General features: G+C 41.8%; 21 protein-coding genes. 11 read left to right on the top strand and 10 right to left on the bottom strand.

Annotated elements, in window-relative coordinates:
* Nucleotides 1-55 precede the first annotated feature (55 nt).
* The gene (locus K1F36_RS03045; protein WP_220112506.1) at nt 56-766 is read left to right on the top strand and encodes an SDR family oxidoreductase; all 711 of its coding nucleotides are present in this window, start codon (nt 56-58) and stop codon (nt 764-766) included.
* On the opposite strand, the gene K1F36_RS03040 is transcribed toward K1F36_RS03045, so the two are convergent.
* From K1F36_RS03040 to K1F36_RS03025, 4 genes are all read right to left on the bottom strand, one after another.
* On the bottom strand, nt 767-3,499 hold the full coding sequence (locus K1F36_RS03040) for a PD-(D/E)XK nuclease family protein (RefSeq protein ID WP_220112505.1): 2,733 nt from the start codon (nt 3,497-3,499) through the stop codon (nt 767-769).
* Nucleotides 3,500-3,561: 62 nt separating this feature from the next.
* Nucleotides 3,562-4,920, bottom strand: coding sequence for an OmpA family protein (locus tag K1F36_RS03035; RefSeq protein WP_220112504.1), 1,359 nt, complete (start codon nt 4,918-4,920; stop codon nt 3,562-3,564).
* Between the two features lie 123 nt (nt 4,921-5,043).
* Nucleotides 5,044-6,237, bottom strand: a complete 1,194-nt coding sequence (kbl, locus tag K1F36_RS03030) for a glycine C-acetyltransferase (protein WP_207030944.1) — start codon at nt 6,235-6,237, stop codon at nt 5,044-5,046.
* Nucleotides 6,238-6,251: 14 nt separating this feature from the next.
* Nucleotides 6,252-9,374 (bottom strand): UvrD-helicase domain-containing protein, encoded by a 3,123-nt coding sequence (locus K1F36_RS03025; protein WP_220112503.1) that lies wholly within the window; start codon nt 9,372-9,374, stop codon nt 6,252-6,254.
* Nucleotides 9,375-9,496: 122 nt separating this feature from the next.
* Here K1F36_RS03025 and K1F36_RS03020 point away from each other — a divergent pair, with 122 nt between their 5' ends.
* Complete coding sequence (locus K1F36_RS03020) at nt 9,497-10,105, top strand: superoxide dismutase (RefSeq protein ID WP_220112502.1); 609 nt, start codon at nt 9,497-9,499, stop codon at nt 10,103-10,105.
* A gap of 665 nt (nt 10,106-10,770) precedes the next feature.
* On the opposite strand, the gene K1F36_RS03015 is transcribed toward K1F36_RS03020, so the two are convergent.
* The 4 genes from K1F36_RS03015 to purN form a co-directional block, all read right to left on the bottom strand.
* Nucleotides 10,771-12,669, bottom strand: coding sequence for an amidophosphoribosyltransferase (locus K1F36_RS03015; RefSeq protein ID WP_220112501.1), 1,899 nt, complete (start codon nt 12,667-12,669; stop codon nt 10,771-10,773).
* Between the two features lie 42 nt (nt 12,670-12,711).
* Nucleotides 12,712-13,638: a PfkB family carbohydrate kinase gene (locus tag K1F36_RS03010; protein WP_220112500.1), complete on the bottom strand. Its 927-nt coding sequence runs from the start codon at nt 13,636-13,638 to the stop codon at nt 12,712-12,714.
* A gap of 76 nt (nt 13,639-13,714) precedes the next feature.
* Nucleotides 13,715-14,350, bottom strand: a complete 636-nt coding sequence (locus K1F36_RS03005) for a ribonuclease H1 domain-containing protein (RefSeq protein WP_220112499.1) — start codon at nt 14,348-14,350, stop codon at nt 13,715-13,717.
* Nucleotides 14,350-14,913, bottom strand: a complete 564-nt coding sequence (gene purN, locus K1F36_RS03000; RefSeq protein ID WP_220112498.1) for a phosphoribosylglycinamide formyltransferase — start codon at nt 14,911-14,913, stop codon at nt 14,350-14,352. The genes K1F36_RS03005 and purN overlap by 1 nt, the downstream gene beginning before the upstream one ends.
* 162 nt (nt 14,914-15,075) lie before the next feature.
* On the opposite strand from purN, the gene K1F36_RS02995 reads away from it, so the two are divergent.
* The 8 genes from K1F36_RS02995 to K1F36_RS02960 all read left to right on the top strand — a co-directional run bounded on the left by K1F36_RS02995 (nt 15,076) and on the right by K1F36_RS02960 (nt 21,238).
* The gene (locus tag K1F36_RS02995) at nt 15,076-15,309 is read left to right on the top strand and encodes an acyl carrier protein (protein ID WP_009778413.1); all 234 of its coding nucleotides are present in this window, start codon (nt 15,076-15,078) and stop codon (nt 15,307-15,309) included.
* Between the two features lie 102 nt (nt 15,310-15,411).
* A complete protein-coding gene (gene fabF / locus K1F36_RS02990; protein ID WP_220112497.1) occupies nt 15,412-16,662 on the top strand; it encodes a beta-ketoacyl-ACP synthase II in 1,251 nt (416 codons plus the stop codon).
* Between the two features lie 9 nt (nt 16,663-16,671).
* On the top strand, nt 16,672-17,409 hold the full coding sequence (rnc, locus tag K1F36_RS02985) for a ribonuclease III (RefSeq protein ID WP_220112496.1): 738 nt from the start codon (nt 16,672-16,674) through the stop codon (nt 17,407-17,409).
* A 105-nt stretch (nt 17,410-17,514) separates the two neighbouring features.
* Nucleotides 17,515-17,985: an IPExxxVDY family protein gene (locus K1F36_RS02980; protein ID WP_220112495.1), complete on the top strand. Its 471-nt coding sequence runs from the start codon at nt 17,515-17,517 to the stop codon at nt 17,983-17,985.
* Nucleotides 17,986-17,987: 2 nt separating this feature from the next.
* Nucleotides 17,988-19,430 (top strand): pyruvate kinase, encoded by a 1,443-nt coding sequence (gene pyk / locus K1F36_RS02975; RefSeq protein ID WP_220112494.1) that lies wholly within the window; start codon nt 17,988-17,990, stop codon nt 19,428-19,430.
* Nucleotides 19,431-19,561: 131 nt separating this feature from the next.
* Nucleotides 19,562-20,410 (top strand): helix-turn-helix domain-containing protein, encoded by an 849-nt coding sequence (locus K1F36_RS02970; protein ID WP_220112493.1) that lies wholly within the window; start codon nt 19,562-19,564, stop codon nt 20,408-20,410.
* A 93-nt stretch (nt 20,411-20,503) separates the two neighbouring features.
* Nucleotides 20,504-20,662: a hypothetical protein gene (locus K1F36_RS02965; RefSeq protein WP_207030922.1), complete on the top strand. Its 159-nt coding sequence runs from the start codon at nt 20,504-20,506 to the stop codon at nt 20,660-20,662.
* A gap of 27 nt (nt 20,663-20,689) precedes the next feature.
* Complete coding sequence (locus K1F36_RS02960) at nt 20,690-21,238, top strand: carboxymuconolactone decarboxylase family protein (RefSeq protein WP_220112492.1); 549 nt, start codon at nt 20,690-20,692, stop codon at nt 21,236-21,238.
* 49 nt (nt 21,239-21,287) lie between these two features.
* Here K1F36_RS02960 and K1F36_RS02955 read toward each other — a convergent pair whose 3' ends face one another.
* Nucleotides 21,288-21,866 carry a TetR/AcrR family transcriptional regulator gene (locus tag K1F36_RS02955; RefSeq protein ID WP_220112491.1) on the bottom strand — a complete coding sequence of 193 codons (579 nt, stop codon included), beginning with the start codon at nt 21,864-21,866 and terminating at the stop codon, nt 21,288-21,290.
* Between the two features lie 224 nt (nt 21,867-22,090).
* Here K1F36_RS02955 and K1F36_RS02950 point away from each other — a divergent pair, with 224 nt between their 5' ends.
* Nucleotides 22,091-24,871, top strand: a complete 2,781-nt coding sequence (locus tag K1F36_RS02950) for a M16 family metallopeptidase (RefSeq protein ID WP_220112490.1) — start codon at nt 22,091-22,093, stop codon at nt 24,869-24,871.
* Nucleotides 24,872-24,904: 33 nt separating this feature from the next.
* Here K1F36_RS02950 and dinB read toward each other — a convergent pair whose 3' ends face one another.
* Entirely contained in the window at nt 24,905-26,005 is a 1,101-nt protein-coding gene (dinB, locus tag K1F36_RS02945; protein WP_220112489.1) for a DNA polymerase IV, read from the bottom strand.
* Nucleotides 26,006-26,021 lie beyond the last annotated feature (16 nt).

Genomic DNA, 26,021 nt, shown 5'->3' with positions numbered 1-26,021 from the left:
TATTTTTTGTATTTGCCCTGTGCTTTTTTGAACTTTACTACAAAACAAAATCAACATGAAATTAGAAGGAAAAGTAGCATACATCACAGGAGGAACCAAAGGTATCGGGTACGGTATCGCCGAAAGCTTGTTGGAGCAGGGCATGAAGGTCGCCATTAGCGGACGCAGCCAAGAAAGTGCCGATGCCGCTGTAAAGAGCTTAAACAAACCAGATAAGGTATTGGGATTGTCATCTGACGTATCAAAATTGGACGATGAGAAAAAGGCTGTGACCGCCATTCTAGATAAATGGGGGCAATTGGATGTGGTAATGGCCAATGCAGGCGTAGGACATTTTGCCCCAATCGATGAACTGGAAGACGAGAAATGGCACCAGATGATCAATACCAACCTGAACGGGGTATACCATACGCTAAAAGCATCCGTTGATGCCTTGAAAAAATCTGAAGGCTATTACATGACATTGGCGAGTTTGGCAGGGACCAATTTCTTTGCCACGGCAGCGGGTTACAATGCCACAAAATTTGGGGTGGTCGGATTTACACAGGCCGCGATGCTGGACTTGAGACAGTACAACATTAAAGTAACCACGATTATGCCAGGTTCGGTGGCAAGCCATTTTAACAATCACGAACCATCGGAGAAAGATGCTTGGAAGATTCAACCCGAGGATATCGGTAAATTGGTCGTGGATTTGCTCACGATGCATCCACGCACCTTGCCCAGTAAAATTGAGGTACGTCCCACACGTCCCGATTTAAAGTAATTAATCTATTTTCTCGGTAAGGGGCACTGTGGCATTGCAGATTTCACGTATCAATTGGAACAGATAATTTTCAAAGGTGGCAAGGGTGTCCGAATTTATTCGGGCATCCTTGTCCTCTGAAAACGGGAATAGTCCCTGGCTCAATTTCTTAAAGGAAATGATTCCTGCCTGAACATCGCTTATACTGTGTTTTTTGGAATACAGGTAAGCGTAACAAAGCAATTGGAACGCCTTGCTTTTATCATAATCGGTAATCAATGTTACCCAATCCGTAATTTTTACGTTTTTTGCCTCTACCTTGCCCGTTTTGTAGTCAATAATGCGAACGGTGCCGTCAAATTCATCTACACGATCTAAAGTTCCTTTTAGTTTGATGTGAAAATCAAGCCCGGGAACCGTAATAAGTTCTTCGTAGCGTTCCTCGAGTGCCAATATATTGATTTCATGGCGTTTGAGCTGTTGTAGCTCATCATCCAAAAAGTTGTTCAGATATTTTAAGATGACATTGTACACCAAAAGAAATTTTCCTTTGGAAACATCTACTCCAGAAAGGTTCTTTTCAAAATGATGCAGTACAACCTCTTGCACTTGTGTTTTTAGTTTCTTGATGCTTACCTCCGTTAATTCCTGATTAATTAGTGGGGTGTAGAGCTGCTCCAAACTATCATGAATGATGGTTCCAAAGGTGTTGGCCGCAATATTTTCCTCTACTTCTTCCAAATCATTGATTTTTAGAATATTTCTCGTGTAAAAATCAATAGGGTTTCTGATGTAATTGGTCAATGAGGTAGGTGAAAAGCCATTTTGGGCAAATGCCTTCAAGTCCTCCATGAACTTGTCATCCTTTTCGATTTGTATCAGTGGTTTCGGATCAATGGAAATTTTTGGGGTTGCAATGGTATGCGTAATGTGTTTTTTTAGATTTTTATCCGTCAGTAATTGGGTTATCAATCGGCTTTTTTCTCCACCTTCAAGCACATCAGGTTCTGTGTTGTAGGTGATGTATATATTCTTTGCGCGTTGAATCAATCGGTAAAAGTGATATACATAGATGGCATCCTTTTCTTTGTAGGTGGGAAGACCGTAATCCCGTTTTACATCAAAAGGGATAAAGGAATTGTTCGATTTTCCGGAAGGGAGGATGCCCTCGTTCACAGAAGTAATGATCACAGTTTCAAAATCGAGGTTTCGGCTCTCCAACATCCCCATAATTTGAAATCCCGTTAAGGGCTGGCCGATAAAATCCAAGGTTTCCATGTTGGCCAATTGTTTGAACAGATTTTTGATGGATTTCAGCTCATCCATAAACTCCACCTTGTCCAAATATTGTCCTAATTGATTGAAAAGGGCATAGAAGCGATACAGATATTCCAGCTCCAGTGCATTTTTTTCTTGTTGGTAGATATTCTTCAAACGATCTATGAGCATTAGACAGTTGTTTATCCAACGCATTGGCGAGAATGCTTCCTCTGGAAAAATGATGGCTAACAACTCCTTTGCCTTCGGATATTTTTCGAGCGTTTCCGTGTTGATGTAAAGTAGGTTGTTCTCTTTGATGTCCTTGGACAATTGTTGCGCGAAGTTCCCTTGCTTTTCCGAGGACAGTGTTAAAGTGTAGGGGTTGGAAATGAATTCCAAGACACGTTTAAAGAACCATCCCCGTTCAGAAACGTTGAGGTGTAGCTCTAAAAAATTTACAAAAAAGCAATAGAGCACAGTTTTGTTCAATGGCATCCCCATGGTTATGTTGACTTCTGGGATGCTGCTAGGTATTGCATTGAGCATTGGGTTGAGTAAAGTTTCATCCGCCAATACCAAGGCCGTTCTGGAGAGGTCAATGGATTCTTTGTCTCCGATTTCCTGTAACAGTTGACCTACATATTTGGTTTGGGAGATACTTTTGGGAACTCCGGTGATTCTGATGTTCTTATTCTGTAGAAAATTGTTCTGTGGCTCTATTTTATGGCTGTGCTTATAATATGGCCAATTGTATTGGTAATCCCTGACGAACAAGCCGGCATCGTGAATTGGGTCGTCCAAAAAATAGGAATCGATATCCCAATAAATATGTGAATTGCCTTGTTCCAGATAATACTGGATAATGGTCGACTCAGCTGCATTCAAGGCATTAAAACCTACAAATACAATGGGATTTTTGCGAGTTTCTTTATAGTGGGCATTTTGAATCGCCTTAACGGCTTCTCGTTGAATCAATCCTTGGTAGCCTTTTTTTTGTTCAAGCAGGGCTTCATAAAAATTGTTGTAGATGGTTTCAAGATTCTTCCAGAGCTGTAAATAATTCTCGACCAGTTCTGTTTTCTCTTTACTGGCAGACCAATGGTTGATTTCTTTGATGGCGGAGAGATAATTCAGAATATCTGTAGCAGGGATAAGGTAACCATCAATCTCATTAAAATCCTGTAAAAGGGTCTGTCCCCAATTCATGAAGGAGGCAAAGTCATCCGATTCGTCAATTTGAGATTGTTTGTATACCCTAAAAAGAAGGAGCAACAAATCAATATTTGAAGCTTGGTTTAAGTTGGAGAGGTTTCCGATAAACTCCTGAATAGATAATACTTCCGGGCTGAATGTATTCTTCTCCAGTCTATTGGAGATGTGTTTTTTTAAGAAGGTTCCCGACCTTTTACTGGGGAGTACATAAATACAATTGGTTATATCCAACTGTTTATTGTGGAGGTCATCCAGTACATATTCGAGGAAAGTATGATGCATGGATTAAAAATAAAAAAGGCCCCGCATTTGCGGAGCCTTTTTCTAGAAAACTTTGTTTCTAATTATTTTACCAAGTTGATTTCAACTCGTCTGTTTTGTGCTCTACCAGCTCTTGTATTGTTAGTAGCGATTGGTTTTTCTTCACCGTAACCAATTGCACTCAATCTAGAAGAATCGATTCCTTTGTCGATTAAGAAATCTCTAACAGAGTTAGCTCTTTCTTCAGAAAGTTTCTGGTTCAATTTGTCGCTACCTACACTATCAGTGTGACCTTCAACTGTAAATTTAGCAGTTGGGTACTCGTTCAAGATTTGGATAATGTCAACCATTACAGAAGTAGATTCTGCTTTGATAGAAGATTTACCAGTATCGAACAAGATAGTTCTAGCGTAGTCGTTCAATTGTTTTTGAACTTCTTCAGTTACTTCTGGACATCCTTTGTTAGCTACTGTACCAGCAACTTCTGGACATTGGTCGTCTTTGTCAAGAACACCATCGCCATCAGTATCAGGCCAAGGGCATCCGTTGTTTGCAGCAGGACCAGCTTCGTTAGGACACTCGTCATCTTTATCGGCAACACCGTCACCGTCAGCATCAGGGCAACCAGCTAGAGCAGGAAGACCAGCTTCGTTAGGACAAGCATCATCTTTATCGGCAACACCGTCACCGTCAGAATCAGGACATCCGTTCATTTCTTTGGAACCAGCTTCGTTAGGACAAGCATCTTTAGAATCTTCGATACCGTCACCATCAGAATCAGGACATCCGTTGAAAGCAGCTAGACCAGCAACTTCTGGACAAGCATCGTCTTTGTCATAGATGCCATCACCGTCTGTATCAGTTCCACCAAATTTGATGCTGATACCAGCCATGTGTTGGAAATGCTTAACCAAGTAATCTTCGAAAGCGTGCTTGTATTGTGTTTGAAGTGTCAAACCTAGGTTATCAGAAAACCAAAAGTTAACACCAACACCACCATTTACGGTACCTGCACCAATCTCGTCAACCCAAGTATAACCACCACCTACTTCTACGAAAGGATCGATGGTAGTGTTTTTTAGGAAGTTGTACTTAATAGTACCATCTATAGCATAGTGAGATAGATCATCAACTTCAAAATCTCCCAATTTTTCGATTCTGTTCAAGGAACCTCTTGCTCCAACAGAGAAACCATCACCAACATACTTGGAAACGGCTACATAAGAAACGGAAGGCAAAATGTTCCAGTGATCGGATACATTAAAGTACTCATCGAACAATGTTGTACTGGAAAAAGGATTGTTCTCGTCGTTAGTAGGATAAGTGTCTATCGCATTCACCCCAATGCTAACTTGCCAGGGATTATTTTCGTCTTGCGCTTGTATGCTGTTGATCCCTACAAATACAAGAGCAACAACCAATAATTTGCTAAGATGTTTCATGCTCAAAATTTTAAGTTTAAGTGTTTATCAGCAGCAAATGTAAGTTGTTAAGACTTATTAACAAAATCTAAATTTCTTTTTTTTTGACTCATTTGCTGTCAGAATTGTTGCATTTCGTCGAATTTAGATAACCTTTAACGACTTTCCTACCTTAATAAAAGCATTAATTGCATGGTCCAAATGCTCTTTTTCATGGGCTGCGGAGAGCTGTACCCTTATCCTGGCCTTGTCTTTTGGGACAACGGGGTAAAAGAAGCCGATTACATAGATGCCCTCTTTTAAAAGCATATCGGCCATGTCTTGGGAAAGTTTGGCATCGTACAACATTACTGGAACAATCGCCGAATCGCCATCAATAATATCGAATCCAGCTTCTTTCATTCCTTTTTTAAAGTATTCCGTGTTACTTTGGAGCTTATCTCTTAGTGTGGTATCGGTATCCAACATCTCAAAAACCTTGATGGATGCCCCAACAATGGCAGGAGCCAAGGAGTTGGAGAACAAATAAGGTCTGGAACGTTGGCGTAACATTTCTATGATTTCTTTTTTGCCCGTGGTATAACCGCCCATGGCACCGCCCAAGGCCTTGCCCAGAGTTCCGGTGATAATGTCGATTCGGTCCAAAACACCTTTTTCTTCCAAGGTACCACGACCTGTTTCCCCAATAAATCCTGCGGCGTGGCATTCATCTATCATCACCATGGCGTCATATTTTTCCGCTAGGTCACATATTTTGTCCAACGGGGCCAACAAACCGTCCATGGAGAACACCCCATCGGTCACGATTATTTTAAAACGGGCACCATCGGCATTACTTTGTTTCAGCTTTTCTTCCAAATCGGCCATGTCGTTATTGGTGTAGCGGTACCTCATGGCCTTGCACAGGCGCACTCCATCAATAATCGACGCATGGTTCAACGAATCGGAGATAATGGCGTCCTCTGCGGTGAGCAAAGGCTCGAATACGCCTCCATTGGCATCAAAAGCAGCGGCATATAATATGGTATCCTCCGTGCCATAGAAATCGGCGATTTTTTGTTCCAGTTCTTTATGGATGTCCTGCGTTCCGCAAATAAAGCGTACCGATGACATTCCAAAACCGTGGGTGTCCATCGCATCCTTAGCGGCTTGGATAACCTCTGGATGGGAGGAAAGCCCCAAATAATTGTTCGCACAAAAATTGATGACTTCTTCCCCTGTGGAAATTTTTATCACAGCGTCCTGCGGTGAAGTGATGATTCGTTCTTTTTTAAATAGGCCAGCTTCTTCAATTTCCTTCAATTCTTTGGCCAAATGTTCTTTTATTTTTCCGTACATATCTTTAATTCAATTTATACAAAAATAGGGTCTATTTCTTGGTCAATATAAACAATAATGGATTGTTTGATTTTATAATCCATCGCTTTTAAAATATCGGCATAGTTTGCGATTTGTTCCTTGTGCTTTGGCGATGGTTTACCTGTTTTATAATCAACGATGGTAGCTTGGTCACCATTGATGATAATTCTATCCGGACGAAGGGAAAGCCCATCCGTGGTCAAGATTTCTTGCTCGTTCAATATTTGAAGGTTCTCCACGAACAAATCCTTCAATTTTGGATGGTTCACAACGGCCATTATTTTTTGTTTGATGTCACCTGCCGCTTCTTTTGGAAAATGTCCCTCTATCTCCAAGCGTTCCAAAACAGCATCAACATCATTTATTGTTTCAATCTGGCTCAAGGCAAAGTGAATCACATTCCCCATCTCGATGGCTTCCATCCGTTCATCGTCCCACATACGGCCCGATTTGGTGGAAATGGTAAATCCAGCATCATCTTTCGGTCTTGTAACGTAGGAAATATAGTTTTCTGTGGATTCCGAAGAAGTCTCCACCTCTTTTGATGGAAATGTTCCGATGGTGTAAACGCCAGTTTCTTTTTCGGAAATGTTCGCTTGCTGCACATACCATTGAAAAAGTTCCGAATACGATGTAGCAGCTTCAACCGAAGCAACATCTTTTTTGCCATTTTCCGTGATTACAACCAATCCTTTTACGGGACGGGTAAGGGCCACGTAGAGCACATTCATCGAATCCAACAAGGTCTTTTGCTCTTCCGCAACATATTTTTGTTGGGCTACATCATTGTATTCCAACATATCTTTATTGTTGTTGATCAGGAATTCGTTCAACCCTAAAGCTTCATCATCCGTGGTGGCCGGTACCCAAGCTTTCTTCTTCTTGCGTTTATCGTCCAGAACCGCATTGGCAAAAGGGAAAATCACAAAAGAAAACTCAAGGCCTTTGGCCTTATGGATGGTCATAATTTTTACGGCATCCACTCCATCGGGTGCTGCGATGGAAAGGGAATCTTTTTTTACCTCCCAATAATTAAGGAAGGCATACACGCTCGGCCCTTCCCTTTTTTCCAAATCGAGCACCTCGTCCATCAAAAAGGAAATATGGGCCACGGAACCCTCGTAAAGTTCAAACTGAACAATGGCGGTTTCCAAAATGGTAAGCACAGGTTCGCCTTTTAATTCATTTACATTGAAATGGTATTCGGAGGCCAAGAAGGCTTCAATATTTTCTAGGTTTTTACTGATGAAGTCGTGTTTGCCGTTTTCATCGGGGGACAGATACATTAATATATGGTATGCCGCTTCCCGATCCTTTGCATTTTCAAAAATCCGAAGCAGGGACACCAGAAAGATGACTTTCTCATTCTTTGCCAGTAAAAGGGCATCCGAAGAAATGATGGGAATGTTCTGCTGCGCTAAAAAATCTGCCAACAACATTCCCTTCTTATTATCGCGAACCAATACGCAGATATCCGCAAAGTTGTAGTTTTCAGAAAGGATTTGCTGTATGGCCTTCAAGGTTTCTTCGCAATAGACCTCGTCCTTGTCTTCCACATCGGCATCCAAAAAGGACATTTGGATGTATCCCCCAGGTTTGTTGTTGGTTTTTTGATGGGAGTCGTTCAAAAAGAGGTTTTGATAATCTTCATTGGCGAGCACAGTTGCGACCTCGGTAAAAAAAAGGTTGTTGAAGTGTACGATTTCATCAGAACTCCGCCAGTTGGTGTCCAACGAATGAACGCTGGGCTCCACTACGAAGGGGTGCGATTTTTTATTGATCAGATTTAGGAATTGCTCCGCCCTGCCACCACGCCAGCGATAAATGGCCTGCTTTGCATCGCCCACCAAAAATAGGGAACCCCGTTCGTGCTTTTCGTTCTCGCTTTCCAAGGCGTTGCCAATGAGCGGCACCAAGTTTTCCCATTGCATTTTGGAGGTGTCCTGGAATTCATCGATAAAATAATGGCGGTATTTTTCGCCCATCCGTTCATAAATAAACGGTACAGGCTGATTCTTGATTTCTTTGGAGAGAATCGCGTTCAGGGAGGAAATGGGAATGATGTCCCTGTCCAGCTCAATATTCTTGATTTCCTTGGCGATTTCGTTCAAGACCGTCATCGGTACGATATTGCCATAAATATTCTGGAGATAGCTGTGTCGATACACAAGTCGTTTTATGATTAGATATTTTTCCAAAATGGTCGCGGCCAATTGTGTGACGTCCCTTTTGTCACTGGCTTTGAGTAATTTCCCTTCCGTCAGATTGGGTTCCAGGGTTTTGGCGGCGTATAATTTTTTTGGGTCGAGTTCTCCGTCAATCATCTTTTTAAAATGATTGGGCAAGGTTTGTCTGGGAAAGTCTGCAAAGTCAAACCCTTGATTTTGCATTTCCTGAAGCACTATTTGAGCCAGTTCTTTTATCTTTTCTTCAATGGTCTTGCTTTCTGATGCTATCCGTTTTTGAATCTTTTGAAAATCCCCTATGGATTTATCACGTAAAGGATCTATGTGTGCGGAATGATTTTCTTGAAATAGCAGTTTGCCAATTTCTATGAGGTCGTAAGTGATGTTCCAACTTTTGTCATCATCTATTTTTTCGAGGGAAAAGACAATCAGGACCTCAGTAAGTTTTTCGTCGTTGCCCGCACGTTCCAGCAATCTACCCACGGCTTCTTCCAGCAACAGGTCGAGATTGAGTTCTACCTCAAAATTTTGGGATAGGTGTAGATCGCGGGCAAATGTTTTAATGATCTTATGGTTGAACTTGTCAATGGTCGAAATCTCAAAAAAAGAGTAATTGTGGAGAATCCGTTTTAGAATGAGTTGCGACCGTTGCTTTAATTGCTCCTCGGTCAAGTTAAGTTCATCACAAAGTGATTGAAAAAGGATCTGCTGTTTTTTGGGCACGGTATCTTGTCCAAAAGCATAAAGATTGTCCAAAATCCGGGTCTTCATTTCGTCCACTGCCTTGTTGGTGAAGGTAATGGCCAAAATCTGACGAAATTTTACGGAAGCATCGTTGGAAAGTAACAGTTTGAGGTAGGCTTTTGCAAGGGCATAGGTCTTGCCCGAGCCTGCAGATGCGCTATATATTTTAAAATTAGACCCTTTCAAGGATGTTTTTCCTGCAAAATAAGGATTCCTTACCTGATGTTAACATGGTTTTAGCGGAATATAAATGTTAAAACTCGTATTTTTACGTGAATTAAGTATTAACCTAAAAAAACAAGATAATTATGGCTTTTGAATTACCTAAGTTACCTTATGCATATGATGCATTGGAACCCCATATAGACGCTAGGACCATGGAAATCCACCATACCAAGCACCACAATGGCTACACCACTAAATTGAATGGTGCCATTGAGGGAACGGATTTGGAGGGAAAGGGAATTGTGGATATCCTTTCTGGTTTGGACATGTCCAACGCAGCTGTTAGAAACAACGGGGGCGGATTTTTTAACCACAGCCTTTTTTGGGAAGTAATGTCGCCAAACGGTGGTGGAAAACCATCTGGTGAATTGGCTTCCGCTATTGATGCCGCTTTTGGTTCCTTTGATGCTTTCAAAGAAAAATTTTCTTCTGCAGCAGCTACCCAATTTGGATCAGGCTGGGCTTGGTTGTGCGTGCACAAAGGTGGAAAATTGGAAATTTGCTCAACTCCAAACCAAGATAATCCCATTATGCCTGGAGTAGGTTGTGGTGGTTACCCAATTTTGGGATTGGATGTATGGGAACATGCGTACTATTTAAACTACCAGAACTTGAGACCAGATTACATTTCAGCATTTTTTAATGTGATCAATTGGGACAAAGTTTCTGAAAACTATGCAGCTAGCAAATAAGAACTAGTTGATAAATAATTAAAAAAGCCGAGCATCAAGTGCTCGGCTTTTTTTGTGTTCAATTTTTTAAAATAGAAAAGGGTGAGGAAGCCCTCACCCTTTTCGTCCCAAATCTTACCATAAACTTAACCTACTTATGCTATGGCGAGACTAAAATACTGGTATTGTGTAAAATAACAAAGGGTTTTAAAAAATATTTTGCTTTTTGGAAGAAAAAGAAAACGTGCAGTTCGTCGATGAAATGGATAAAACCTTGGTAGTCAAACATAAAGAAGCCGGAGCATGCTCCGGCTTCTTTCCCCAAATCTTACCATGAACTTAACCTACTTATGCTATGGTCTTCCAAAAGTAAGCCAAGCGATGTTTTCTTGCCCAAGCTTTTAGATGAAACTCCTTTATATGGGTTGAAGTGTTCAACTAGACCCGATTATTGATAAATGTCAAGAAAACTAAGGGAATTTCGAAAGGTTTACGGGTGTGCAGAAAATAAAAAAGGTGGAATAGCTTCCACCTTTTTTGCCCCAAATCTTACCATGAACTTAACCTACTTATGCTATGGCAGATACTAAAGTAGGATTGCGGACAGCTGATCGTATAAAAACCCGCTATTCTGCTAGTTTCATCGATAAAGTGCACGGTAATGTGCTCTTTTATCTTGTTAAGTCCTAATATGCTCTTTCCTTTTTACCCTCAAAAAAGTTGACGAATGCTTTGTTTACCACCCTGTTGCCGCCTGGTGTTGGATAGTTTCCAGTGAAATACCAATCCCCTAGATTTTTGGGGCAGGCACTGTGGAGACCTTCAATAGTTTGATATATGATCTCAACTTCTGCATTGATGCCTTCCGGACTTAAGATTTCGCCAATTTTACGTGAAATCTGTTTAGCGCTGAACGGGGCATAAAACTCCTGCACATAGTTCACCGCATTTTTATTGGAAGGATTGGTCTGTGTGAGACACTTTTCATAAATCTCCTTTATTTTATGCGAAGTGCCGTGCTCTTCATGGAGCGCAAGCGCTGCCCTAAACGCTACAAAATCCTCCAATCGGGCCATATCGATCCCGTAACAGTCCGGATATCGAATTTGTGGAGCAGAGGAGACTACAACTATTTTCTTGGGAGATAACCTGTCCAGTATTTTTAGAATGCTTCGCTTTAGTGTAGTTCCGCGAACAATACTATCATCAATGATCACCAGATTGTCCGTTGGCTTTACGGAGCCATACGAAATATCATAAACGTGGGTCACCAAATCATCCCTACTACTGTCTTGGGTGATAAAAGTTCGCAGTTTGGCATCTTTTATGGCCACTTTTTCAATACGCGGACGAATATTCAATATGTTATGAAGCTCTTCGGCCGTCATCTTGGAGCCCAATGCCAAAATTTGTTCCTCTTTTTTCTTGTTGAGGTAATTCTGGGCCTCTTTCACCATTCCAAAGAACGATGTCTCCGCTGTGTTGGGGATATAGGAGAAAACGGTGTTCTCCAAATCGTTGTCAATGGACTTCAATATTTCGGGGAACACAAGTTTCCCCAGTTTTTTTCTTTCCTGATAGATTTCCTTGTCACTGCCTCGTGAGAAATAAATGCGCTCAAAAGAACAAGCTTTGCGTTCGGTCGGCTCCAAGATTTTCTTTAAGGCCATGGAACCGCTCTTCTTCACGATTACGGCATGTCCGGGGTCCAGTTCGTGTACATCATCAAAATTAACATTGAAAACGGTCTGGATTACCGGACGCTCCGACGCTACGACCACTACTTCATCATCTTGATAGTAATAAGCGGGCCGAATACCAGCAGGATCACGCATCACAAATGCATCTCCGTGTCCGATCAATCCACTCATAGCGTATCCACCGTCCCAATTTTTTGAAGCTTTTCTCAAAATTTTGGCCACGTTCAAGCGCTCGGCGATCAATGCGGAGGCTTCCCTTTTCGTATATCCTTCTTTTTTGATCTGCTTGTAAAGCTTGGCTACGGCATCATCCAAAAAGTGACCGATTTTTTCCATTACGGTAACGGTGTCGGCCTTTTCCTTGGGGTGCTGTCCCAGTTCCACCAAGTTGCTGAAGAGCTCATCAACATTCGTCATGTTAAAGTTACCGGCAACAATAAGGTTACGGTGCATCCAGTTGTTCTGTCTCAAAAATGGATGTACGCTCTCAATACTGTTTTTTCCGAAGGTGCCATAGCGAACATGCCCCATTAAAAGTTCGCCAATATAAGGTATGTTCTTTTTTTGCCAGTCAACATCGTTCTCGCGTTCCGGGTTTTCGGTCAATGCCGTATTGATACGGTTGTTGATCTGGGCGAAAATATCCTGAATGGGTTGCTGTTCTGCCGACCTTACACGGCTCATGTAGCGCTCACCGGGCTGCATGTCCATTTTTATACTTGCAAAACCGGCACCATCTTGTCCTCGGTTGTGCTGCTTCTCCATCATTAGGTACATCTTGTTTACGCCGTAAAAAGCCGTACCGTACTTTTCTTTGTAGTACTCCAGGGGTTTAAGCAAACGGATCAACGATATTCCGCATTCGTGCTTAATGGGATCACTCATAACAATACAAATAAAAAAGCCCCGAAACTTTCAGGGCAAACATTATGTTAATTCTATATTGAACTGCGTCAACTCTCTAAATTGTAACAAGCGGGCCTCGACCTCACTCTTTTTTAAATCGACCATCCGGTCCGTGCCAAATTTTTCCACACAGAACGATGCCAGGTTGGACCCATGGATAATGGCATTTTTCATGCTTTCAAAAGAAATGTTTTCCGACTCGGTCAAATACCCGGTAAAGCCACCTGCAAAGGTGTCTCCGGCACCGGTAGGGTCAAATACTTCTTCCAGTGGAAGTGCAGGCGCAAAGAAAATATTGTCCTTATGGAACAAAAGTGCGCCGTGCTCTCCTTTTTTTATGACCACATATTTGGGGCCCATTTGCTGAATCTTTGCGGCGGCCTTGACCAAGGAATATTCGTTGGTCATCTGACGGGCTTCTTCATCATTTATGGTAATGACATCGATTTTGGAAATCACTGTCATCAATTCATCCCAGGTATTGTCCATCCAAAAGTTCATGGTATCCAAAACTATAAGCTTTGGTCGTTTTTCCATCTGATTAATTACACTCAGTTGGATATTAGGATGAAGGTTACCGAGCATTACGATATCGGCATCGGTATAATCCTTTGGGACAACGGGGTTAAAATCTGCCAAAGTGTTTAGCTCGGTGGCTAAAGTATCCCTGGAATTGAGGTCGTTATGGTACTTTCCTTCCCAAAAGAAGGTTTTGCCCCCTTTTACAACTTCAACACCCGAAAGGTCTATGTTCTTGTTTTTTAAGATATCCATGTAAGATTGTGGAAAATCATCTCCCACTACGGATACTATTGCGGAGTCTATTCTAAACTGTGACGCTGCCAGACCGATAAAGGTCCCGGCGCCCCCCAATATTCTTCCAGTTTTCCCGAACGGTGTTTCAATGGCATCAAAAGCCATGGTTCCCACGATCAGTAATTTGCCCATTCCCTAATTTTTGGTGCAAATATACGGTATGGATGTTCCAATTATCAAATAATGGGTGCTTTGTTCGTGCAAAGGTTTATTTTCTGCCAAAATCGGCAGGGATTTCGCCCCATGCCTTGGTCTCCCACTTTACGATCGGGGTATTGAAACGGTTCTTTTTCAACCAGTTCTCCGCGCGCTCGATAAGTTCGAACAACTGGGCATTTTTTGCATTCTTCACCAGTTTGGTACCGCATTTTTTCTTCCGTACCCAACCAATGGCGATACGGGAATCGGAATACAAAATACGATCGCTCTTTTTCTGTTGTAAAAAAGCCAGTCCATGCACTAGGGCCAGAAATTCCCCTACGTTGCTTGTTCCCTGTTCAAAAGGACCTTGATGAAATAGCATCTTTTTGGTTTTGGTGTCCACACCACGATACTCCATTCTGCCAGGATTTCCGCTCGATGCCGCATCCACGGCAATGGAATTATAATTGGGGTCTCCAATTTTTAGAAGTTCTTCTGGAGTAAGTTCACTTTTGCCCTTGGATTTCCCTTTGTAGTCCATGTAGTTGCCATTATAGGCTTTTTTGGCCTCTTCAAAAGTGGCGAAGGATTTGTACTGGGCGCCTTTATACCCCTCAATCTGAGCTTTACAATCTTTCCAAGACTCAAAAATGCCGGGATGTTTGCCCTGCCACACGACATAAAACTTTTTCTTTTTGGCCATTAGGACAATAGTTTTTCTATTACTTTCGGGAAATGTTCATATTCGAGCAGATGTACTTTTTGGGCAATGGAACTTGCATCATCTGAAGGAACAACATCGGTTTTAGCTTGAAAGATGATGGCTCCCTCATCATAATTTTCGTTTACATAATGTATGGTGATGCCCGTTTCGGATTCCTTGTTTTCTTTTACGGCTTGATGGACCCTGTCCCCGTACATTCCCTTTCCTCCGTATTTGGGCAACAGGGCGGGGTGAATATTGATGATTTTATCCGGAAATGCTTCGATGAGGTTGGAGGGAATCTTCCAAAGAAAGCCGGCAAGTACAATTAAATCTATGTTGAGTCCCTGCAAAAGATGTACAACCGCATCCGAATCCCTAAAGGCAGTATTATTAAAATAAAATGCAGGTACATTCAACCTTTCGCAGCGGTCAAGAACTGTTGCCGTTTGTTTGTTGGTAAGCACAGCAGCAACGGCTACCTCGGGTTTTTCACGAAAAAATGATATAATATTTTCTGCATTGGACCCACTGCCCGAAGCGAAGATTACAATTCGTTTCATTCGTTAGGAATTGATAGGTTTTTGGACTAAATTACGTCGGCTAAAGTAAGGTACAGTAATTAAAGACGATTAATTTAAAGCACATTTTATCGACAAATAGTGTATTTAATCCAAAGTTTTATATTTTTGCCAACGATTTAAATTTTTAAAACCACAATAATTATGTCAGACATTGCATCAAGAGTAAAGGCTATCATCGTTGATAAACTAGGTGTAGATGAGAATGAAGTTGTAGCTGAAGCTAGCTTTACCAACGACTTAGGAGCGGATTCCTTGGACACTGTTGAACTTATCATGGAGTTTGAGAAAGAATTTGATATCCAAATACCAGATGACCAAGCAGAGAACATCGCCACTGTTGGTCAGGCCATTAGCTACATCGAAGAAGCTAAGTAATTATATGATATATCGCTAAAGATTTAAAATTATCCATGTGGTGGTTATCGCATGGATAATTTTTTTTATAATTTAGGTCTAAAGGGTAAAAAAAATAGTTCAATGCAGTTAAAGCGAGTTGTAGTTACCGGAATGGGAGCATTGACCCCCATAGGTAACAATTTAGAAGCTTATTGGGAAGGACTACGGACTGGTAAGAGCGGTTCTGCCCCCATTACGTATTTCGATACCGAAAAATTTAAGACAAAGTTTGCTTGCGAGCTTAAAGGATACGATCCAAACGACTTCTTTGATAGAAAAGAGGCCAGAAAGTTGGATAGGTTCGCCCAGTATGCCTTAGTCTCTTCCGACGAAGCCATAGCAGACTCTGGAATAGACTTGAACGTTGTGGACAAGTTTAGGGTAGGTGTTGTATGGGGGGCCGGAATTGGTGGACTGGAAACTTTTCAAAATGAGGTGATCAATTATGCCAATGGCGATGGTACACCACGATTCAATCCTTTCTTTATACCTAAAATGATTGCTGATATAGCACCGGGCAACATTTCCATAAAACATGGATTTATGGGGCCTAACTATACTACGGTTTCTGCTTGTGCATCATCGGCAAATGCCATGATCGATGCGCTCAACTATATAAGGTTGGGCCATTGCGATGTCATCGTGACCGGTGGTAGTGAAGCTGCCGTTACCATTGCAGGTATGGGAGGGTTTAATGCCATGCATGCACTTTCCACCAGAAACGACAGTCCAGAGACCGCTTCCAGACCATTCGATGCCACGCGCGACGGGTTTGTACTGGGAGAAGGTGGAGGAGCACTGATACTTGAAGAGTATGAGCACGCCAAAGCTCGTGGCGCTAAAATATATGCCGAAGTTTTGGGCGGGGGATTGTCAAGTGACGCCCACCACATGACCGCTCCTCATCCAGAAGGCATCGGAGTGATAAAAGTGATGGAAAACTGCTTGGAGAACGCAGGATTGAAACCAGAGGACGTTGATGCCATCAATACGCATGGAACCTCTACACCACTTGGGGACGTGGCCGAGCTTAAAGCTATTTCCAAAGTGTTCGGGGATCATGCCAAGGACATCAACATCAATTCTACCAAGTCCATGACAGGACACTTGTTGGGAGCGGCCGGAGCAATCGAGGCCATCGCATCAATACTGGCCATGGAACATAGTTTGGTGCCTCCAACTATTAACCATAGTGTGGTGGACGAGCAAATAGACCCTTCGCTTAACTTGACCTTGAACAAGGCACAAGAACGTGAAGTGAAAGTTGCCATGAGCAATACATTTGGCTTTGGGGGACACAACGCTTGCGTACTATTCAAAAAAATAGGGTAGTTTTGTAACATGAAACTTACTTCCAAAATATTCAATTCCCATCCAAGCTCGGATGGGGATTTTTTTTTGGGAATGAAAAGAATACTTGGATTTAAGCCCAAGAGTCTTGAAATCTACAAAACAGCCTTTCTTCATCGTTCCATGAACAAAAAGGACGATGAGGGCAATCCGGTGAACTACGAGCGATTGGAATTTCTGGGAGACTCCATGCTGGGTACCATTATTTCAAAACATCTGTACAACGAAGTGCCCGAAGGGGACGAGGGGTACCTGACTAAAATGCGTTCCAAGGTCGTCAGCCGAAAGCACCTGAACGAATTGGGAAAGGACCTCGGTCTGCTCAAATATGTTGAGAGCAGGATTCCCAAGGCCCATTTTGGTGACAATATACATGGAAATGTTTTCGAGGCACTCGTGGGAGCTATTTATTTGGATAGAGGGTACAATTACTGCGAAAAATTCATCAACGAGAGGGTAATTGAGCCCTACGTCGATATAGAACAGTTGGAGGGCAAGGTAATAAGCTATAAAAGCTTGGTGATAGAATGGTGCCAAAAAGAAAAGAAACACTTTAATTACAATGTTTACGAGGACACCGGAAACGATGAGCTCAAACACTTTGCGGTAAAGCTGACCATAGGAGATAGAATGCTCGCCAAGGCAAGGGCCACATCCAAGAAAAAAGCTGAAGAAAAGGCATCCAAGAGAGCCTATTTTGCACTGCAAAGTAGGATAGATAACAAGTAACTTTAAATAATGGTAAACTCAAACGTTTTCGCTTGATTTATAAGTGTATTGTTTTGTATAGACTAGGCATTCAATAGGATTAAGCCTATATTTACGGTTCGTGTTATGGGCATATTAACGACGCATAAGATATCGGCGGACTTGTACGATGAAAGCTTTTCGCTCATCGCCATTCACAGTAATTTGGAAGATTATGCCATCACCTATGCCATAAATTCCAGTTGTGGACTGTATCTAAAACGGATGAAAAAAGACCTTCAATTAGATGGAAAAATGTCTTTTTCGGTGTTTGATTGGGACGATGAGATGAGCGAGATGTATTGGACGCTGATTTCCAACAAGTGCGAAGTTGAGGAAGAAATGCCTTCAGTGGGGTTATTTGATAACAATATTTCCCGAAGAACAGACTATTTGGTGAAAGAACGAAAAGAAGTAGATTATTTTTTAAAGGTAGATACGATAGATGAAGCGTTGTTTCTCAAAAAGATCAAATCGATCAACACCATAGCCAAAGTGATAACAGCATATCCTTTGGATACACAGAATTTAAAATCAAAAAGAAATTTAATCTTTTAAAAATGCCAACTATAAAGAAGACTAAAATTGTAGCAACCCTAGGACCTGCCACCAGTACAAAGGAGACCCTAAGGGAAATGATCCATGCAGGAGTAGATGTTTTTAGAATAAACTTTTCCCACGCCGCCTACGAAGATGTTGCCGAGCGAATTAAAATGATAAGGGAGCTTAATGAGGAATTGGAAGTCAATATAGCCATACTTGCCGACCTACAAGGCCCCAAACTAAGAGTTGGGGTAATGGGCGGTGAAGCCGTAGTTGCTCCAGGTGATGAGGTTACCTTTGTAACGGGAGAACCGTTTGAGGGCACCGCCGAAAGGGTCTACATGAACTACAAGAGCTTCCCCAAAGATGTTAAAGCGGGGGAACGTATTCTTTTGGACGATGGCAAGCTTATTTTTGAAGTGAAATCCACTAATGGGGATAACGAGGTAGTGGCCAAGGTGATACAAGGAGGACCGCTTAAATCCAAAAAAGGGGTAAACCTTCCCAATACCAACATCTCACTCCCCGCCCTTACAAAAAAGGATATCAAAGATGCCATTTTTGCGATTGGACAAGATGTTGATTGGATAGCATTGTCATTTGTGCGTCATGCACAGGACCTATACGATCTTCATGATTTGATAAAACAGCACACAGAGCACAAAATTCCCGTGATTTCAAAGATTGAGAAACCTGAAGCACTGGAGAACATCGATGAGATCGTAAAAGCTTCCGATGGACTTATGGTGGCCCGTGGCGACCTTGGGGTGGAAATTCCAGCGCAAGAGGTCCCATTGGTTCAGAAACAATTGGTGTTGAGCGCCAAAAAGGGAAGAATTCCTGTAATCATCGCTACCCAGATGATGGAGACCATGATTACCAGTTTAACCCCTACCCGTGCCGAGGTGAACGACGTTGCCAACTCCGTAATGGACGGGGCCGATGCCGTAATGCTCTCGGGAGAAACATCTGTTGGGAACTATCCGGTACAGGTTATCGAGAAAATGGCAAGTATTGTTTCAAGTGTCGAGAGTTCCAGTTTGATCAAGGTACCGCAAACCCCACCGCACATACGTACCAAAAGATATATTACCAAATCCGTTTGTTACCATGCCGCGTTAATGGCAAACGAAATCTCGGCAAAAGCTATTTCCACATTGACCAATAGTGGATACACGGCTTTCCAGATTTCCGCTTGGAGACCAGCCGCACATATCCTTGTGTTTACATCGAACAAAAGAATATTGACCCAATTGAACCTTTTATGGGGAGTAAAAGCATTTTACTACGACAAGTTTGTCTCCACTGACCAGACCATCGAGGATGTAAACCAGATAGCATGTAAAAAAGGTTTCTTGGAAGTAGGCGATATGCTCGTAAGTTTGGCGGCCATGCCCATTAAAGAAAAAGGTATGGTGAACACCTTGAGGGTAACAGAGATAGAAAGCTGTAATTTTTAAAATAAAAAAACAGATTTATAGAAAGCGCGCATCCAAAGATGCGCGCTTTTTTGTTTGATTTTAATTCTTTTGGGCTGTAAGTATGAATGAAATAGAAGGACTAATCGTTCTGTAACGGAACAATCTTCCCAATGAGATACGAATACAAGGATTCCAAGTTAGGAGCCATTTTAGGATTTTCGGATGATATCAAAAATGATGAGGAACGATTCTCCACAACCTCAAAAACCATTAAATTTTTATGGAACCGGAACGATTGCCCCCTGACGGTTCAAATAGATGGAATGGATTTGGAACTTTTGCCCAATCAGATTATTACCGTTACATATTTACAACACGTTTCCTATTCCAAAATGCAATTGCCCCTTACAGCCATACTTTTCAATAGGGAGTTTTACTGTATATTCGATCATGACAGCGAGGTTTCCTGTAATGGGATTTTGTTTTTTGGAACACAGGATATCCCTATCATCACTATTCCAAAAGAACAGTTGAACAAGTTTAATTTGCTGCACGATATTTTCATCGAAGAGTTTTCAACACCCGACAATATTCAGGGCGATATGCTTCAAATGCTACTAAAAAGAATGATTATAATGAGCACGCGATTGGCAAAAGAACAGCTCATGGTCAAAGCATTGGGGAACGATCAAGTCGAAACCATCCGAAAATTCAATGTTTTAGTGGACCTAAACTTCAAAACCAAGAGAAAGGTGAGCGATTATGCTGAATTGTTGCACAAATCTCCCAAAACACTATCCAATCTTTTTGCCATTTACAATCAGAAGTCGCCACAACAAATTATTCTGGAACGAATCGCATTGGAGGCCAAACGACTCATCAATTTTACCGATAAACAAAATCAGGAAATTGCGTTTGAGCTTGGGTTCACCGACCCCACGCATTTTAGCCGTTTTTTTAAGAAGATGACACAAATGAGCCCATCAGAATACCGTGAAAACCTCTTTTTGATGGCCTAAGGGAAAATTGGTCAAGCCATCGGGAAATCCTTCCTAACACCCACCCTCTTTTTCGGAGCATCTTTGCCCTGTAATAAAAAAAACAGATAAAAGATGAAATCCACAGAAAGATCAATTTTTAATCTCATTGAGATTTTTAGAACATCACAGAAAACCGAAGTAAAAACAGCTACGGTTGCGGAACACTGTGAGCAAAAGTATCATCACGATTTCTATTGTGATGCAGAACAACCCTTTATACAGACGTATTAATCAATTATTCATATTAAAAATTCAATTATGAGCACAATCAATGTACCCAAAAGAGAAGAAGTAAGCACGGTCAATCAGGCCATTTTTGACAATCTGGAAAAAACACTGGGGTTTGTTCCAAATCTTTTCGCCACGTATGCACACTCAGAAAATGCATTGGGTAATTATCTAAGCCTTTCCAATGCGAAAACCTCATTGAAGGCCAAGGAAAAAGAAGCGGTCAATTTGGCCGTAAGTCAAGTTAACAACTGTATTTACTGTTTATCCGCCCACACCGCCATTGCTAAAATGAACGGCTTTACAGATGAGCAAATCCTGGAATTAAGGGCTGGGAAGGCTTCTTTTAATGAAAAATTGGATGCTTTAGCGAGTTTGGCCAAGAATATTACCGAAAATAGGGGCGCAACAGACGAGCAAGTTGTGGCTGATTTTTTTGCCGCTGGGTGGACCAAGGAAAATTTGATCGACACCATAGTTTTAGTAGGGGATAAAACGATCACAAACTATATCCATAGAACAACAAAAGTTCCTGTAGATTTCCCTGAGGCACAACCATTGGAAGGAGTTAAAGCTTAATCTAGGTGAATCCCTTGTTAAAAAAGCCCCTCATTTTGGAGGGGCTTTTTTATATCAGCTCTGCGTCCATAAAAAGAGATGGAGCTATACTTTTGGCTATAAAAATAGGCCAGTCGTTTTTGAACAGATGACTCTCAGTAACTGCACTTTCATACAAAAGGTATAGTCCGCCCGAAATTTTTTCCGTTTCTGCTTTGGACAAATTGGAAATGTTATCGCCAACCACCTCGCCCAAATATAGGAGCAATTCTTTCTTCTGCTGTTGAATTACACTAAGAATGGTAGTTTGGTCAGGAGAAAGCTCGCCAAGGGTCTTGAGACCCCAACAACCTTGGAAATTTTCCTCAAGGTACATATCCCGCAACAGGTCAAAAATGGCCAAAAGCTGATTTTTTCCTTTTGGTCTATCGTTAACATAACCTTTAAGATTCTTAATAAACGTACTGTGTCGCCGATTAAGATAAGCTACACAAATATCTTCTTTGGATTTAAAATGACTATATAGCGTAGCTTTTGCTATGTCACATTTGGTAATGATCTCGTTGACCCCAGTAGAATTATATCCCTGCGAATAGAAAAGATCTCCCGCTGAAGATATAATGTGCTCGTGCAATTCATTTCGTTGCATAAATGAGTAAAAATGTAGTTAATGGTGGTCGATGGTTCTACAAATTAATAAAGAAAATATGTAAACCAAGCCCCAACTATCAACTATTATTCTGGTTTAAACAAACAAATATTACATTCTATAGTTTTTAAGATAAATGCTAACAGTCTAGCATAGTGTTCATTGTAAACATTTTCCTATCTTGTGTATCAAATTTATCGATCAAATAACTAAAAACAACAGAAATGAAAAAATTACTTCTGGCCTCTATTGTGGGCCTTTTGTCCTGTTCCATGGGTTTTGGACAAGGATTTCAGTTCAAAGCGGATGACATCGACATCGATTACAAAACCTACACTTTAAAAAATGGACTCACGCTTTTGGTCCATGAAGATCACAAAGCACCAATTGCCGCGGTGAACGTTTGGTACCACGTAGGGTCCAAAAATGAAAAACCTGGAAAAAGCGGCTTCGCCCATTTGTTCGAACATTTGATGTTCAACGGAAGTGAGAACTACAACACCGATTATTTTCAAGCATTGGAGAGCATCGGGGGTACCGATTTGAACGGAACAACCAACACGGACCGAACCAACTACTTCCAAAATGTGCCTGTTTCCGCCTTGGACCAAGTTTTGTTTTTGGAATCTGACCGTATGGGGCACTTGTTGGGAGCGATCGACCAAGAAAAACTGGATGAACAACGTGGGGTTGTTCAAAATGAAAAAAGGCAAGGCGAAAACCAACCTTATGGTATGCAATGGGATTATTTGACCAAGGCCATGTATCCGAAAGGGCACCCCTATTCCTGGACCGTAATCGGAGAAATGGAAGATTTGAACGCCGCTTCGTTGGAAGACGTGCAAGAGTGGTTCAAATCCTATTATGGCGCTGCCAATGCGGTGGTCGCCGTCGCAGGGGACATTGATGCCGAAGAAGTGCATCAAAAAGTGATTAAATACTTTGGAGATATCCCTGCTGGACCCACAGTGGAAAGACAAGAGGTGAACATACCTAATAAAATTTATGATTCGCGTCAAGAATACCAAGACCGTGTTCCGGAGACCAGAGTATTGTTCGCTTGGAACACACCTCCATTTGGATCAAGGGAAGACCTACATTTTGATTTGATTTCTGCCATTTTGACCAGTGGAAAAAACTCAAGGTTGTATCAAAAATTTATCTATCAAGACCAATCGGCCAGTGCCGCGGTCTCTTTTCAATCTTCAAGTGAAATAGCTAGTCAATTTATCACTTGGCTCGATGTAAAACAAGGAGAAGATGCGGCAAAATTGGAAGGAGAACTCGAGGCCGAAATAGAGAGGTTTATCAAAGAGGGACCTACCGAAGAAGAACTGAAAAGGGTAAAAGCCAATTATTTTGCCAACTTTATCAAAGGTTTGGAGCGAATCGGTGGATTCGGAGGGGTCTCGGATATTCTTGCCTCTAACCAAACCTACCATGGTGATGCATCGTACTACAAAACACAATTAAAGTATGTTGAAGATGCCACGGCCGAAAACCTTAGAAAGACCGCAGAAAAATGGCTGACAAAAGGCAAACATGTTTTGATCTGCCGACCCTTTCCCGAATATGATGTCGTAGAATCTTCGGTGGATAGAAGCAAATTGCCAGAGCTTGGGGCTCCAAAAAGTTCAAAATTCCCAGAATTACAACGTATGGAACTATCCAATGGGCTCAATGTGGTGTTAGCTCAACGGAAGGGCGTTCCAACGGTAATCATCAACCTAGTGGCAGATGCCGGGTATAAAACGGATTATTTGTCCAGTCCCGGAACGGCAAATTTGGCCATGAATCTAATGGACGAGGGAACAAAGGACAAGACCTCTTTGGAAATAAACGAGCAATTACAGCTCTTGGGAGCCTCTTTGAGTACTTTCTCCAGCCAAGATGAGTCCAATTTATATATGAGTACCCTAAAGCCAAGTTTGGATGCCAGTCTGGATTTGTTCATGGACGTTTTGCTCAACCCGGTATTTCCTCAAAAGGAGTTTGAACGATTACAAAAGGAGCAAATCAACAATATAAAACAGGAGAAATCGCAGCCAATCACCATGGCCTTGCGGGTGATGAACAAATATCTTTATGGCGAGGACCATCCTTATAGCAGCCCATACACGGGTACTGGATATGAGGATACAGTTTCCGAATTGACAAGGGAAGATGTGGTCGATTTTTATGACACATGGTTCAAGCCGAACAATTCCACATTGATAGTAACAGGGGATGTGGAAATGAGCGAATTGAAATCCAAATTGGAAAAGACATTGGGCAAATGGAAGAAAGGTGATGTTCCTACCATTGCTTTCAACGAGCCCAAAACCGGTTCCAAGAACACGCTTTATTTAATGAACCGACCAGAATCCCAACAATCGGTGATATTGGCCGGACACTTGACCGAAAAGTACGGTGGGGTAAATGAAATTGCAATGGAGCAGATGGTGAATATCCTTGGAGGAGATTTTACTTCCAGAATCAATATGAATTTGAGGGAAGACAAACACTGGTCCTACGGAGCTGGCGGTTTTGTACTGGGATCTAAAGAAGAACGTCCGTTCATTGTTTATGCACCGGTTCAGACCGATAAAACAGCAGAATCCGTGACCGAAATTAGAAAGGAAATATCCGAATTTACCTCAACAAGGCCTGCAACCAGCGAAGAGTTGGAAAAGGTAAAGACCAATCAGGTACTGAAGCTTCCCGGACAATGGGAAACCAATAGTTCGGTAAACAGTTCGGTAAGAAGTTTGATTCGGTATGATCTACCAGATGATTACTATCAAAAATATGATCAGAACGTAAGAAACCTTTCTGTGGATGATATTAGAAAAGTGAGCAATGATGTGGTGCAGCCCGAAAAAGTAAACTGGTTTATGGTAGGGGATCGTGCAGAGATCATCGATAAATTGGATGCCCTTGGGTTTGACAATATTGTGGAAATCGATGCCGATGGAAACCCTAAAAAACCCGCGGTAAAATCTACGGAAACGGATATCAAGAATTAAATGCGATAGCCTCCCGAAAGGGGGGCTTTTCTTTTAAAAATCAAATTTGAGCTGAACGAGCACCGATTCCTTTTTGGGCTGTTCTTTTTCTTTTTCCGTGTTGAGGTTGGCCAAGGAAATACCCAGCAATCGAACCGAATTTTCCAAAGTAGATTGGTATAAAAGCTCCTTGGCGGTTTCCAATATCAAATCCTTACTGGCAATAAAATAGGGGAGCGTCTTGCTCCGGGTCTGTAGGGTAAAATCGCTGTACTTGATTTTCAAAGTGACCGTTTTCCCGGCAATTTTTGATTTTTGGAGCCTTCTTTCCAGTTCGCTTGCAATGTTATCCAATTTTTCCAGCATAAAGATTTCACTGCTCAGATTTTCAAAAAAGGTCCGTTCCGCCCCAACGGATTTCGGAATACGATGTGGCTTTACGGCACTTAGATGGATTCCCCTTACCACATTAAAATAATGACCGCCACTTTTCCCAAAATGCTGATCAAGGAAATCCGCTGACTTTTCTTTAAGGTCCTTGCCCGTGAAAATTCCCAAGCGGTACATTTTTTCCGCGGTCACCTTTCCCACGCCATAAAACTTCCGAATGTCCAGGTTTTCCAAAAACTCGATTACCTCTTCGGGGTTTACGGTTTTCTGTCCGTTGGGTTTGTTGTAATCGCTGGCCACTTTGGCGATAAACTTGTTTATGGAAATTCCTGCCGAGGCCGTCAACCCGGTTTTTTCAAATATTTTTTGACGTATTTCTTTTGCGATCAGTGTGGCCGATGGATTTCCTTTTTTGTTTTCCGTCACATCCAGGTAGGCTTCGTCCAAGGAAAGGGGCTCTACCAAATCGGTATATTCAAAAAATATACTTCTAATCTGCTTTGAAACCTCTTTATAACGGTCAAAACGGGGTTTTACGAATATGAGCTCGGGACAATTTCTAGCAGCAATACTGCCTGCCATGGCACTTCGTACACCAAATTTTCGTGCTTCATAGCTTGCAGCGGATACCACCCCCCGCTTGGAACCACCACCAACGGCAATGGGCTTCCCTTTTAATTCCGGGTTATCATGCTGTTCTACGGACGCATAAAAGGCATCCATGTCCACATGAATTATTTTTCTTAAGGGAAAATCAAAGTCCATTTTCAAATTTAGGGTA

The sequence above is a fragment of the Flagellimonas abyssi genome (genome assembly GCF_019457905.1).
Lineage (GTDB): Bacteria > Bacteroidota > Bacteroidia > Flavobacteriales > Flavobacteriaceae > Flagellimonas > Flagellimonas abyssi.
This window is presented reverse-complemented; position numbering and strand designations above follow the sequence as displayed.

Coding starts and splice junctions, on each gene's coding strand:
- K1F36_RS02950 (WP_220112490.1), top strand. CDS start 22,091: ATGAAAAAATTACTTCTGGCCTCTATTGTGGGCCTTTTGTCCTGTTCC.
- rnc (WP_220112496.1), top strand. CDS start 16,672: ATGAAACTTACTTCCAAAATATTCAATTCCCATCCAAGCTCGGATGGG.
- K1F36_RS03010 (WP_220112500.1), bottom strand. CDS start 13,638: ATGGGCAAATTACTGATCGTGGGAACCATGGCTTTTGATGCCATTGAA.
- fabF (WP_220112497.1), top strand. CDS start 15,412: ATGCAGTTAAAGCGAGTTGTAGTTACCGGAATGGGAGCATTGACCCCC.
- K1F36_RS02955 (WP_220112491.1), bottom strand. CDS start 21,866: ATGCAACGAAATGAATTGCACGAGCACATTATATCTTCAGCGGGAGAT.
- K1F36_RS03040 (WP_220112505.1), bottom strand. CDS start 3,499: ATGCATCATACTTTCCTCGAATATGTACTGGATGACCTCCACAATAAA.
- K1F36_RS02960 (WP_220112492.1), top strand. CDS start 20,690: ATGAGCACAATCAATGTACCCAAAAGAGAAGAAGTAAGCACGGTCAAT.
- K1F36_RS03035 (WP_220112504.1), bottom strand. CDS start 4,920: ATGAAACATCTTAGCAAATTATTGGTTGTTGCTCTTGTATTTGTAGGG.
- purN (WP_220112498.1), bottom strand. CDS start 14,913: ATGAAACGAATTGTAATCTTCGCTTCGGGCAGTGGGTCCAATGCAGAA.
- K1F36_RS02995 (WP_009778413.1), top strand. CDS start 15,076: ATGTCAGACATTGCATCAAGAGTAAAGGCTATCATCGTTGATAAACTA.
- K1F36_RS03045 (WP_220112506.1), top strand. CDS start 56: ATGAAATTAGAAGGAAAAGTAGCATACATCACAGGAGGAACCAAAGGT.
- K1F36_RS02970 (WP_220112493.1), top strand. CDS start 19,562: ATGAGATACGAATACAAGGATTCCAAGTTAGGAGCCATTTTAGGATTT.
- dinB (WP_220112489.1), bottom strand. CDS start 26,005: ATGGACTTTGATTTTCCCTTAAGAAAAATAATTCATGTGGACATGGAT.
- K1F36_RS03005 (WP_220112499.1), bottom strand. CDS start 14,350: ATGGCCAAAAAGAAAAAGTTTTATGTCGTGTGGCAGGGCAAACATCCC.
- K1F36_RS03020 (WP_220112502.1), top strand. CDS start 9,497: ATGGCTTTTGAATTACCTAAGTTACCTTATGCATATGATGCATTGGAA.
- K1F36_RS02965 (WP_207030922.1), top strand. CDS start 20,504: ATGAAATCCACAGAAAGATCAATTTTTAATCTCATTGAGATTTTTAGA.
- K1F36_RS03015 (WP_220112501.1), bottom strand. CDS start 12,669: ATGAGTGATCCCATTAAGCACGAATGCGGAATATCGTTGATCCGTTTG.
- K1F36_RS02980 (WP_220112495.1), top strand. CDS start 17,515: ATGGGCATATTAACGACGCATAAGATATCGGCGGACTTGTACGATGAA.
- pyk (WP_220112494.1), top strand. CDS start 17,988: ATGCCAACTATAAAGAAGACTAAAATTGTAGCAACCCTAGGACCTGCC.
- kbl (WP_207030944.1), bottom strand. CDS start 6,237: ATGTACGGAAAAATAAAAGAACATTTGGCCAAAGAATTGAAGGAAATT.